Origin of the sequence: Paraburkholderia sp. BR13444 (genome assembly GCF_040948755.1) — a bacterium.
Lineage (GTDB): Bacteria > Pseudomonadota > Gammaproteobacteria > Burkholderiales > Burkholderiaceae > Paraburkholderia > Paraburkholderia youngii.
The window spans coordinates 109,106-121,688 of sequence record NZ_JBFPKM010000008.1 but is presented as its reverse complement, the minus strand read 5'-3'; the positions used below and the strand labels follow the sequence as shown (position 1 = coordinate 121,688).

The 12,583-nt window shown below is 56.6% G+C and carries 7 protein-coding genes; all 7 read left to right on the top strand.

What is annotated here, in order from left to right:
- Window positions 1–1,734, top strand: a complete 1,734-nt coding sequence (locus AB3X95_RS22800; RefSeq protein ID WP_368622622.1) for an NERD domain-containing protein — start codon at window positions 1–3, stop codon at window positions 1,732–1,734.
- A gap of 57 nt (window positions 1,735–1,791) precedes the next feature.
- Complete coding sequence (locus AB3X95_RS22795; RefSeq protein WP_368622621.1) at window positions 1,792–4,923, top strand: SNF2-related protein; 3,132 nt, start codon at window positions 1,792–1,794, stop codon at window positions 4,921–4,923.
- A 35-nt stretch (window positions 4,924–4,958) separates the two neighbouring features.
- On the top strand, window positions 4,959–6,719 hold the full coding sequence (locus AB3X95_RS22790) for a hypothetical protein (protein WP_368622620.1): 1,761 nt from the start codon (window positions 4,959–4,961) through the stop codon (window positions 6,717–6,719).
- 1,103 nt (window positions 6,720–7,822) lie between these two features.
- A complete protein-coding gene (locus tag AB3X95_RS22785) occupies window positions 7,823–8,140 on the top strand; it encodes a helix-turn-helix transcriptional regulator (RefSeq protein ID WP_368622619.1) in 318 nt (105 codons plus the stop codon).
- 889 nt (window positions 8,141–9,029) lie between these two features.
- Window positions 9,030–10,391 carry an ATP-binding protein gene (locus AB3X95_RS22780; RefSeq protein WP_368622618.1) on the top strand — a complete coding sequence of 454 codons (1,362 nt, stop codon included), beginning with the start codon at window positions 9,030–9,032 and terminating at the stop codon, window positions 10,389–10,391.
- Window positions 10,391–11,386, top strand: a complete 996-nt coding sequence (locus AB3X95_RS22775; protein WP_368622617.1) for an O-methyltransferase — start codon at window positions 10,391–10,393, stop codon at window positions 11,384–11,386. Before AB3X95_RS22780 ends, AB3X95_RS22775 begins: the two co-directional genes overlap by 1 nt.
- Window positions 11,387–11,588: 202 nt before the next feature.
- On the top strand, window positions 11,589–12,548 hold the full coding sequence (locus AB3X95_RS22770; RefSeq protein ID WP_368622616.1) for an HNH endonuclease domain-containing protein: 960 nt from the start codon (window positions 11,589–11,591) through the stop codon (window positions 12,546–12,548).
- Window positions 12,549–12,583: the final 35 nt, after the last annotated feature.

The following is a 12,583-nucleotide window of genomic DNA, read 5'->3' as shown; positions in this document are numbered from 1 at the left end:
ATGGCAACCCTGATTCCCGAGCAGCCAAAAGAGTGCAGCTATGGCGAGCGCATCGTCTACGAGAAGCTCGGCCGTGACCTCGAACAAGGATGGATCATTCTTCATTCGCTCGGTCTGCATAGTCATGAGACGAAAATCTGGGGCGAGGCGGACATCGTCGTCCTATCGACCAAAGGCATATTCGCGCTTGAGGTGAAAGGCGGACGGGTTTCGTGTAAGGACGGCGTGTGGACGTTTGGCGATCCGGCCGGACGGTCCTATACCAAGCGCGAGGATCCATGGACTCAGGCCAAGACGACCATGTTCGCGGTGCAGAAGAAATTGCGCGACGCCGACCCGGTGTTCGCGCAGGTTCTCTTCGGCTTCGGCGTCGTTATGCCGATGGAAACCTTTTCGGCCTCAGGCGCGGAGATCGAACCGGCGGTGCTTCTTGACAAGACCCATTTCCGCAACCATCTGGGCATGTACATCGGCGCTCTGCAACGACACTGGACGGACAGCTATCAACAGAAGCACGACCGATGCTACCGGGCGCCAACGATCGAGGAAATCAGGCTGGCGCGCCGGATTCTGCGTCCGGACGTCGATTCGGCTTTTAGCCTCGGCAGCTATCTCACAGGCGTCGAATCGGCGCTCGTGCAATTGTCGACGGATCAGGTTCGGGCTTCTCGACGGATGGCGGCCAATCCACGCACTCTAGTGCGCGGCAGGGCGGGCACGGGCAAGACGGTGATCGCGATCGAACGAGCTCGCACTCTGGCGCGTCAGGGCTCCCGGGTACTCTATCTGTGCTTCAACCAGTTGCTCGCGCAGCATCTGAGCACCGCGCTCGCGAGTGATCCTGCCGCAGCCGGCATTGACGTTTGGCATGTCCACGCGCTCTACCACAAGGTCATTGCCAAGGCGGGCTTGCTGAACCGGCTCGAAGGCGTCACCGATTCGGCGGTTCTCTTCGGAGAAATTTTTCCTCGCGCATTCGTGGATGCCGCGCTCGAGATCGGCATCGACGCATGGGATGCGCTCGTAATCGACGAAGCGCAGGATCTGCTGACGCCGGAGAACATCGACGCGTTTGACCTCATGCTCGGCAATCCTGGTATCAATCAGGGGCGTTGGCACATTTTCTTCGACAACTTGCAGAACATCTATGGAGTCGATGTTCAGCAGCAGGTCGACAAGCGACTTGCTGAGGCGCAACCCGCTTTCGACGATCTCTTCGAAAACTGTCGCAATACGCAGGAGGTCGCGCTTCAGGCCTCCATCATCTCGGGAATCGATCTTGCGATAGAAGGAGCACCAAAGGGTCTTCCCTGTGACAACGTGTATTACCGAGACGTCCAGTCGTTCCACGCGCAGCTGCGAGATAAGGTGGCGCGTCTCCTTAGGCAGGACGTCCGCCCTCAGGACATTGCGGTACTTTCGACACGCAAGCGCGAGAATTCGCTTCTTGCGGGCGTCAGCGAAATCGCGGGAGTCCCGCTCGTCGACGCCGCCGAAGCAAAAGCAGGAGACATGGTTTTCTCGACGATGCACGCGTTCAAAGGCCTCGAGCGCGCGGTCATCTTGGCCGTGGACATGGAGCACATGGGGCTACCGGAGCAATCGATGCTGCACTACGCGGGCCTGTCTCGCGCACGCGGACTTCTGCACACCTTTCTGCCGGAGACATGCAAGCAGACGTACTCCAACCAGGCGACACACTGGACGCGACGCAGAACTCTCGAAATCCTCTGAAGACCGGGCAATGACACAAGAAGCGATACAGCGACGCAATCTCCGGAGACCGGAAGCATGACCATCAATTTTCATGCGGGGCTGAGAGTTCGGCTGAAGTCGAATCCGACCAGAACCGGCGTGCTGTCGGGCGAGAAGGCCGGAAATCCGGCTTCGCCCCGCTGGCAGGTGATCTTCCCAGAGCGCACGGAGTTCGTTCCGGGACTGGCGCTGGAAGCTTTGCCAACCGAGGGTGGAAACGTCTTCGACGACATGCGCAATCTGAGGTTCGGACACGCCAGAGAGCTGCGTTCTGCACTGACTCACGCCCGTCTGGGCGGAAAGCTCGCGGACCTTATCTACAGCCTGTACACAACGAACACTGACTTCTATGCCTATCAGTTCAAGCCGGTGCTGTCTTTTCTGGACTCGCCTTCCCGCGGTCTGCTTATCGCGGACGAGGTGGGTCTGGGCAAGACCATCGAAGCCGGACTGATCTGGACAGAACTGAGAAGCCGAGAAGACGCCCGAAGGCTTCTTGTCGTTTGTCCAGCCATGCTCAAGGAAAAATGGCGACACGAGCTCTCCGAGCGCTTTGGCGTCGACGCGCGCATCTGTAACGCTGAAGAAATGGTCGATCTGATCGAGCAGGCCCAAGGCAAAGCGCATGCCTCATTTGCTGTCATCGCTAGCATGCAAGGTCTGCGCGGCCTCGCCTCCGAATCCGACGACGAGGACGACCCCCGACCGCTTGCAGCTCGCATTCAGCGTCTTGCCGAGGACGGATTGGGCGAGACATCGCCACTCGATCTCGTCATCGTGGACGAAGCGCACTACATGCGTAATCCCGAAACGCAGACGGCGCGACTAGGCAAGCTTCTGCGTCGCATGACGGATAACCTCGTTTTACTGTCCGCGACTCCGGTTCATCTGCGAAATTCGGACCTCTTTCACCTGCTTAACTTGATCGACAGCGATTCCTTTCCGCATGAATGGTCGTTCGACCAAGCCATGCGCGAGAACGCGCCGCTGGTTGCGCTGAAGGATCTGCTGCTGAAGGGAATTCCCGACCTCGACGCCATCGGCGAGGCCATCGATGTGTTGCGCAGTTCGGCACTCGCGAAGCGCAGCGAAGAGCTGCGCTTCCTGCTGACTTCGCCTCCGTCTCCGGACGCACTGAAGTTGCCGGGGCAACGTCTCGCCATCGCCGAGCGCATCGAGCGAATCAATCCAATCACCAAGGTCGTGACGCGCACGCGAAAGCGCGACGTGCACGAACGACGAGTCGTTCGCCAACCAAAAGCTTTGTGCGCCGACATGAGTCCCGTAGAGCAAGAGTTCTACGAGCAGGTCACCGCGGCGGTCCGTAGCTACTGCCGCGGACTGGACATCGCCGAAGGGTTCCTTTTGACAATCCCTCAGCGGCAGATGTGCAGTTCGATGGCCGCGGCGTGCCGTGCATGGACAAATCGCACAAGTAGTCTTGAAGAAGAGATCGACGAGATTCTGTGGGACGCGTTCGGCGACGAAGCCTCTCTCGACGCGCCGGGCCGCAAGCGGCCAAACGCGGACACGCTAATTTCTCGGTTGTCCAGTATCGCGCGGGAAGTTGGCAGCTATGAAGCACTTCGACAGCAAGACACGAAGTTCGAAAGTCTTCGTGAGCAGCTGCTCGAATATTGGAAACGCACGCCGAGCGCGAAGGTCGTCGTTTTCGCATACTTCCGAGAGACGCTCCGCTATCTCTCGGAGCGGTTTGGCGAGATCTCCGTGCCCTCGGTGGTACTAATGGGCGGCATGGACAAGCAGGCAGCACTGGAGCGCTTCAAATCGGTGGATGGCCCGCGTCTGCTGCTAGCTTCCGAAGTGGCAAGCGAGGGCGTGGACCTTCAGTTTTCGTCGCTGCTTGTCAACTACGATCTGCCGTGGAACCCTATGCGCATCGAGCAGCGTATCGGGCGCATCGATCGCATCGGACAGAAAGCGGAGCGGATCGTCATTCTCAACCTGTTTCAGTCGGGAACGCTCGACGAGCGAGTCTATGTCCGGCTTTTCGAGCGGCTCCGGATCTTCGAACAGGCGCTGGGGGGCATCGAAGGCGTGCTGGGCGAGATGGTACGCGGTATGAGTTTCGATCTCCTGCGCCACGATCTGAGCGATGCGGAGGAAATCGACGTCATTGAGCAAACGCGAATGGCTGTCGAACACAAATCGCGCATTGAGGAAAATCTTGAGCAGGAAGCCGGGCGGCTCGTGGCGCACGGAGACTACCTGCAGCAGCGAATCGCGACCGCGCGACAGCTCAACCGGTACGTAACCTCAGATGATCTGTACGCGTACGTGAGCGATTTCATCGACGAGTACTGCGAGGGCGGACAACTGGTCAAGGTAAAGACAGGCGACCCGGACATATGGGAAGTCGATCTGGGCCCGGTCACGCGCGCCGATTTTGGTGAGTTTCTAGAACGGGAGCGCCTGCAGGGCCGCACGCGACTTGCAACCCCCGCGTCCGGTCGTCAGCCATGTGTGTTTGAGAATCTTCTTCGACGCAGCCGCGCAGACGCAGAGGTGATCTCTCAATATCATCCGTTGGTCTCGTTTGTGAGACGACGGCTCGACACCGAAGAGAGGCATCGTCATGCGACGCTCGCCGCCATTCAGGTGGATTCATCGATTACGGGCGAATTGCCGCCCGGCGAATACGTATTCGTGGTTTCCCGCTGGACATTGCGCGGCGAGCAGGAGTCGGAGCGGCTGGCGTTTGAGGCGAGAAGGATAGGCTCCGCTGTGGAATTGTCGGCGGAGGACGCAGAACGCCTTGTGACCACGACGGCCATGCAGGGTCAACCGTGGCCACACGCGTCCGGCCGTCTTGATGGCAACGCGGTGGGCAACGCTTTCGAGGAGATTGTCGACTCTCTCGATCGTCGTTATGAAGAGCATACGGCTGCCGCTAGCCGGGAAAACAAGGATCGGATTGCCTTTCAGCTTGATCAGGTCAACCGCCACGAGATGCGCGAGGTTCAACGAATACAGGAATTGATCGCAAGGCTCAGGGCGCAGAACAAGACGCGAACATTGAAAGCGAACGAAGGACGTATTATCAACGCGCGCCGACGCGCGGACGAGCGCAGAGCTCGCCTTGGCGGAAGAATCGATTTGCGGCACGAGTCCGCCTTGGTGTGCGCAGGCGTGATCTGTCTGCGATAGTCGGCTCGAGGAAAGTAAAAACATTGGGGACGAGGATGGGTACCAAACTGAGGGACGCGTTACGCGCGGCCGGACTTCGAGGCTCCGGAGATCGCACGAAGCACGACGAGCGGTCAGCATCACCAATTGCGCTCGTGCAAGACGATGCGTTCACGAACTGGCAGGACAAGGCTCTGTCGCCCAGCAAGGTACCGCTCAAGGGCGCGGTAGCACCGATAACGAAGTCCACTGGCGATCGGCGGCCCGAGAACCCGCTGCAGGCGGATAGTCGGCCGGGAATAGAGGCGAAGATTCAGCCGGTTCAGAAACCGCCCCGTCGGCTCGTCAAGTCGGGGCCCTTCAGCCCGCACGACGCTTTCCTTCCTGATCCTATGGAGACGGTCCCTCTTCCGTCCATCAGCCTGAATGGCATCGCGGCATCTTTGACGGCTGACCCGGAAAACGAAACCGACCTGATCGTCGGTCTCGACTTCGGAACTTCCTCGACCAAGGTTGTCGTTCGCGACGCTTATGCCGCTACCAGTATTTTTCCGGTGCAGCTCTGTGGTCAGCGTTCCGGAATCGAAAGCTTTCTGTTGCCGTCGCGCATCTTCAAAACGGGCAGCGTCTACTCGCTGCAACATGGAACGGAGAAGATTTCCGATTTGAAGCTCAGTCTGTTGAACTGTAGCGCTGCAAGCCCCGTGGACGAATTCAATGACTGCTGCGCCTTCTTGGCCCTCGTCATTCGGCGTACACGCGCGTGGTTTCTCACAGAGCATCGCGACATTTACTCGCGGCATGCTCTGAACTGGAAACTGAATCTCGGCCTTCCGGCCCGTTCATACGAAAACACGGAGATCGTGCAACTTTTCCGCCGCTTGGCGTGGGCGGCGGCCAACCTGGCTGGAGACAGCGAAGCGACGGATGTAACGCTCGAAAAGGCCAGCGAGTGGCGAATCCGATCGCATGAAATGGCCAAATTGGATAGCGCACTCCAGTCTCCCCCAACCGAGTTCGGTTGCAACGACGTCGATGTGGTACCCGAAGTAAGCGCGCAGTTGCAGGGATTCATGACTGCGGCCCGCTGGGACTGGCGCAATCGGCCGATCATGATGCTGGTCGACGTGGGCGCCGGAACAGTGGACTCGGCGCTTTTCCATGTCAGAGCACCCGACAACGGACACGGACAGCTGACGTTCTATTCGAGTAAGGTAGAACAAAACGGTGTCATGAATCTGCACCGTGCACGCGTGGCTTCCTTGAACGAGATGCTGCCGTGCGGCGAAGACCATCAGGAGGCGCGGGAGTACCTTCGGCTGATTTCGCAGCCCACTGACAGATTGAGGCCCATTCCGGAAACCATTGACCAATATCTGCCCGGCTACCAGGAGGCGGACGCCGGAATCGATACTTCATTCCGAATAGACCGCTATCGCAGACAAGTCGCTAGCTGCATCAGGGATGCGAAAGTTGGAAAAGGCATAAGCGCCGGGCAGCTTGTCAGGGTGCCGTTACTGCTGTGCGGGGGCGGCTCGAGGATGCGTTTCTATGGGTCAATCGATCAGCTGATCAACAATACGCCGGGCTGGGATCTGAGTGTCGAACTCATGAAGCTACCGGTGCCGAGCGATCTGGCGGATTCAGGATGGCACGGCGAGGAGTTTGATCGACTGTCGGTCGCGTACGGGCTCAGCCTGTCCGGCGACGGTGATCGGAGTCTGGGAAAGATTGTGCGAGCAATCGAAGTCCCTGACGCGGAAAACTATCGACCGAAGGATGCGGGGGATTGCTACGTTTCCAAAGATCAGGTGTGAGATGTTAGAGACGCCGGTAGTCGAAGCGATGCTGAATGGCTGTGGTCGACAGGCGTTGATTAATTCGTTCGTCGTGGACGTGCCTCACACGCGGCAGCAGCATTTCCAACCTTCCATCGTCGGAAGAACCCAGACATCGACGGACGTTTTCCGCGGCGACGGACGAGGCCGCGAAGCATCATTGAAGCTTCTTGGCGAGATCTTCGGCGCGCGGACGTAATACCGCATCAGCATGCGTGGATCTTTGTGGCCCGCATCTTGTTTAGCTCGTGCAATGGGAAGATTGATGCCAGCCACGGCGTTGCTTCATGTCTGAGGTCATGAAAGCGGAGGTCTGTCAGAAACTTCCCATTAGCCCGTCGGCTGGCTTCTCTGCATGCTTCTAGGTAGTTCTTGCGTGCACGCGCGACAGCCCTAGTGACAGCGTCGGTGCAAATCAATAACCCTCCGCCTATCGTCGCTTACGTCGTCGCTTGTGAGGGCGATTTTTGGGGCATACTCGTTTCGGCGCGATTGTCCTTCAGAGCTTGACGGACTACGATAGCTCGGGGCGACAACGGCACGTCGCGGGTGTCTCCGTTTTCTTGGCTGGCAGATGCGCGACCCGCCGCGTGAGATCTACATTTTCCCATCGCAGCGAAACGATTTCTCCCCGGCGGATTGGCGTTTCAACGGCCAGCCAGATGATAGCGGGCAGTAGCGCAGAGTTGCTTGCCATTGCAACCCGCTCGAGCTCGCTATCCTGTGCGCCCCAGCTCTGACGCGGGATCGCCGGCGTCTGGGACTCCTGCCACGGGCTCGCCGGGCAATGCGTCGCGTCCGCGCGTTAATCGGCTGCGGTTTACAAGGGGCTTGACATGAACGAACGAAGGCTTGGCCGGCCGTCTGTCCAATTTCGCGGGCCGCTAGCAGCACGCACCGATTTCCACGCTGACGGTGCGAAATGGCTCGCAAGGCTCTCTCCCTCCGCACTGGCGCATTGGCCGTCAGTCGCTAAGCAGTTGTCTGACGCAGGGGTGCTAGACCTTGTCAATGGAGAATCGCAAGCCCGCTACTGTGAAGCATTCGCGCAATGGCGTGCCGCCAGTGACCGGCTTGGCACCATGTTGATCGAACTCGGCTTGATGGCAGGCCGTCGGGCGCGTATCCAAGACGATCTGCCGCACACACCACCAACACCCGCTGGGGCGACAGAGACCAAACCGGAAACCGTTCGACGACCGCCCAATGCGATCATGCGTCGTTCAGACGTCGAGCGCGAGACGGGTCTGTCGCGGTCAACCATCTATCAGCGCATGAAGGCGGGAACGTTTCCGAAACCGGTGCACCTCGGAGCCCGCTCTGTGGGATGGCGGGTTGCCGACATTGAGGTATTTTTGGCATCGCCAGCCGCCTATAAGGCTGCGGGCGGTGACATCTAGTGGTGCACCGGCATATACGGCCCCAGCATAGACACGAGGAGGCAGAGCGGCAAAAATCAGATCTCAAATTGCCCTAATCCCATTCGATTTCAGGGACGTCGAGACCGTCAGTCTCCCTTGACGCCCAAACAGGAGTACCACACGCAGGATGGCGAGGTATCCGCTCGAAAAGCTTGGGCCTTTACCAGGGACCAGTGCACGCTCTTGCGCCGCCTCGCCTGAGCGTGCACAACCCTCGGCGAATCGAGGATCGGCATTTCATCTGGTCGCCCATTCGGAGGGCCCGCAGCCTTCCCGCCTAATGCTGACCGAACGAACTGTTTCCGACGACCACGTTCCGCCCCGCATACTACGCACTGCTTGAAGCAACGCCTCGACGTACCCAAGACTTTCGAGGAAAATATCGGCCACGAAAACAAGTAGCTCAAAAACGTGAGATTCATCGTCCACCACCGCATCTGCCAAATAGGAGAGTCAATTGCTTGTAGATGCAAGGGAGCGAAACCACTTTTGAAAGTGCACATCTCTAAAACTGCTCAAGTGTTCCTCGTACGACAGATTTCTTGGTGCTGAACGAAACCTGTTTGATTCCTTAAGCAGAGATACGATCTGACTATGCAACCGCAACAAGCGGCCGAGGATTTGTCCAAGGCGCGATGAAGGAAATCGCGGAAAAGAGAATTATGAGAACATGCTTAACCACATAACTCCCGAGCGTTCTCGGCTTACCCACGAGCGCATTTTGTCAGTAGCGGCATGCAGCCCCCGGGTCGGCCGAAATCTTCTGGAATCCAGTTCCTGCGTTCGTAGCGGGTAAGCCGCAAACGACGTTTCACTTTGCAAAAAGTAGCGCAGCCGGCGTTTCAAAAAAAACAACCCAGTAAAAGGTATGACAGTGTCTCTTCCAGGCGACTCGGCGTTCAGGATCAATGCATCGCCCAGCAAAGAATTCTTCATTCACATGTTGACGAGGGATGTCCAACTTACCAGAGCCATCATTGACCTCCTCGACAATTGCGTCGATGGTGCAAAGCGCCTCTGTCCCGGCGGTGACTTCACCGGTCTTTGGGTCAAGTTACAGTTGGATGCAAATACATTTAGCATCACGGACAACTGCGGTGGGATTCCCGTTGAAATTGCACGCGATTACGCCTTTAGGTTCGGCCGCCCAAAGAAGGCGAAAGATACACCCAACTCCATGGGCTTGTTCGGCGTGGGGATGAAACGCACATTTTTTAAGCTAGGCAACTATTTCGAGGTAGTTAGCAGGTGCGAAACTGAAACGTTTGATCTTCAAGTTGACGTAAACGAGTGGTTAGGGGAGGAGGAAGAAGATCCCAGTGATTGGCACTTTCGCTTCGCTTCCGTTCATGAAGGTCTTCCTGCAGTACCCGAGGACGAACGCGGAACCAAGATTGTGGTTTCTCAGCTTCACGAGTCCATCAAAACTGCATTTAGCCTGGAAAATTTCATAGTGCAGCTAATGTCGGAGATCAAAGATGCTCATCTCTTAAGCATCGAAAAAGGGCTTGGGATCATCGTCAACAATATTCCGGTTCAGCTCGAAAAGATATCTTTGCTTGAATCAACACAGCTGCACCCAGCAGCCAAAACTTTGGACTACAACCGCCAGCAGATAGACGGCGGGAGCGGACCAGGTGTCTCCGTCAAGTTGATCGCCGGATTATCCGAACGCTCGCTTCCCCAAGGGGGCTGGTACATTTTCTGTAACGGACGGCTCATCGTCAAAGCAGACAAAACCTCCGAGACGATATGGGGCCCAAGTCACGGTATGCGCCAGTATCATCCGGACTTTGCTTATTTCAGAGGATACGCATTTTTCGAATCAACTGTCTCCTCACTACTTCCTTGGACCACGACCAAGACAGGAATCGACGTCGATTCTGCGCTCTATAAAGCGGTTCAGCAGCAAATGATCGAACTGAGCAAGCCGATCATTTCGTTCCTTTCGAACATCGCAAAAGAGCAAAGCGAAGGAGTGGTCGAAGAAGGGATACTGGATGCGAATATAAAAGCTGCCGCCTCGAAAGATATCCGCGAAGTATCAAGCGTATCGACCTTTCGCGCAGATATCAGAAAGACACCTCTTGGCCCGCGCGTTGGCAGAATTCAATACACCAAGCCGGTGAGTGAAATAGAAAAGGCCAAGAAACTGTTGGGTGTGACCACTCTGAAAGAGGTTGGCGAGCGCTCCTTCGATTACTATCTACAGTACGAAGGGGAAGATTGATGCCGTCGTTCAGGAAAATCAACTATTCAGTGCGCCCCGCTAAAGCGACGGAACGTCGCATGTTAGGCGAGCTTTTCCGACGACTATATCCATTTGAACGTGTGGAGAACTATCGATACATCGGCTTTGGATCAGTCTACTTTAGTGATTTCCAAATTGTTCATCGAGCATTGGGAATCGACGATATGGTCAGTATCGAGCGGGATACGAATGCGAAGGAATGCTTCGAGTTCAACAAGCCATTTCGCTCTATCGATTTGAAATTCGGTGAGTCTGAGGACATTCTTCCAACGCTACAGTGGGACAAACGAAGTATTGTTTGGCTCGATTACGATGGTCGCCTTAACTCTAGTGTGCTCTCTGACGTTGCTACTTTTTGCGCGAACGCGGGAAGCGGCAGCGTTTTGATCGTTTCCGTTAACGCACAACCAGAGGCCGAGCCGAACGAAGAAGCTCGAAGCCAGTTTGAGCGAGAGACCGGCGACGCGTTTGATAGCGGAGCTTATCGGCTAGCGAAGCTGAAGGAAAACTTACCCGGGCGCGTGCCCCCCGGCACACAAGGCCGCTCGCTTAGGAAAGAGGGTGTAGCAACGGTATTCTATCGCGTTCTTATGAATCAACTTGCGGAACAGATAGCGGTAAGGAACGCAACCCTGCTAGGCGAACACAAATTATTCCTCCAACAGTTCGCACATTTTCACTATAAAGATAACGCGCTCATGCTCACGGTCGGCATCATCCTTGTCAGCGAGGCCGAGCGCTCGCTTTGCGAAGCATGTTCGTTCGATGGGCTGGACTTCGTGCGAACTGGTGCAGAGGCTTATACGATCCGCGTCCCGTGTTTGACTGGTCGCGAAATACAGCACCTTAATTCGCAACTGCCAGCCCCAGCTGGCATATCACTGGAATGTCCTGGCGTCTCAAAATCAGAGATACAAACATACAGCGAGGTTTATCGATTTTTCCCGAACTTTGGCGAAATCCTTTGGACTTGACTTTGGGCGCACCGCTTCCGTAGTGGCCTTGAGAACCGCCTTGTCTGAGACGGTCCCTCGCGGTCAATTACGTGCACCTGCGAGCGTTGCTTCGGGGGACACTTAGCCGCGAACCGGCGCTTAGGAAGCAACCCAGATCGCGTTAAATGCATTTAGCGCATTTCAACAAGATTGGAACAGGGGATCCAAGCAGCACATGCACTTGAGCTCTAACTACATCGGCATCGACCAGTACGTACACGCGTGGATGAATATGCTTCGTTCGAGCAAAACGAGCACGCTCAAGTTTGCTCTCGCCCGCGCCATTTTGGATGAGGCAAGCGAAGCGCAAGGCGATGGAGAACTCCTGATTGCTCGCGAGCGCCTAGCATCGCGGCTCGTGTCCTACTATTGGTATCAAGTGAGGCAGTTTCGTCTCAAGCAAGCCGCGGTCGAGATTCAGGAACCGAACGTTGTCCGGCGAATACGGGACATGAGTCAGTCGGTCAGCATTAGGTGGAACCGGTTGCTGCCCGAAGTCAATGAAATTGTCGACTTCGTCACAACGGCCGGATTCAAGGAAGTCATTCCGCGTTTCAACACTGGGATCGAGGCGAAGATCTTCGAAGCCCGAACGAACGGCGCTATTGCAGTGCCGCCCGAACAGCGAGCGTTTCTTGCTGTTTTCGAGCCTCTGCTGATGCAAGCGACTCTCGCGGGGTGGGCTGAACAGATTGAGCAGTACAATCATTCACCGCGTGCACTCGCGAAGGTCAAGTTCGACGGGCGGAGGCGAGGGAGCGTATCGAAGTGGGCGCAACCGCTTCGGGCGCTCGACAATGCCTGCTTCTACTGCCGTCGGAGTGCACCGGAAGCCGTACACGTTGACCACGTCATACCGTGGGCATTCGTATTCGACGATGCAGCATGGAATCTCGTGTTGGCATGCGAGACTTGCAACGTGAAAAAGGGCGACAAGATTCCTGACCGTTACTATCTTCAACTTTTGTGCCAGCGGAACTCGAATCATTCGCTGTTGGCCGCATCCGAGTTCGGGAAAAAAATCTCGTTTTCTCTAACTCAGCTCCTTCACCAAAGTGTCGGCGGACTTGAGAAAACGCTAGAAGCACTGTGCGCACAAGCCTACCTTCAAGGATTCTCGCGTAATTGGTCACCGGTGTGACTCGTCGGTGTACTCGATATCGACCATTGCGTTCC

Bases quoted from the DNA above. Each gene is read 5' to 3' on its own strand.
- AB3X95_RS22800 (WP_368622622.1), top strand. From the start codon at position 1: ATGGCAACCCTGATTCCCGAGCAGCCAAAAGAGTGCAGCTATGGCGAG.
- AB3X95_RS22795 (WP_368622621.1), top strand. From the start codon at position 1,792: ATGACCATCAATTTTCATGCGGGGCTGAGAGTTCGGCTGAAGTCGAAT.
- AB3X95_RS22780 (WP_368622618.1), top strand. From the start codon at position 9,030: ATGACAGTGTCTCTTCCAGGCGACTCGGCGTTCAGGATCAATGCATCG.
- AB3X95_RS22790 (WP_368622620.1), top strand. From the start codon at position 4,959: ATGGGTACCAAACTGAGGGACGCGTTACGCGCGGCCGGACTTCGAGGC.
- AB3X95_RS22785 (WP_368622619.1), top strand. From the start codon at position 7,823: ATGTTGATCGAACTCGGCTTGATGGCAGGCCGTCGGGCGCGTATCCAA.
- AB3X95_RS22775 (WP_368622617.1), top strand. From the start codon at position 10,391: ATGCCGTCGTTCAGGAAAATCAACTATTCAGTGCGCCCCGCTAAAGCG.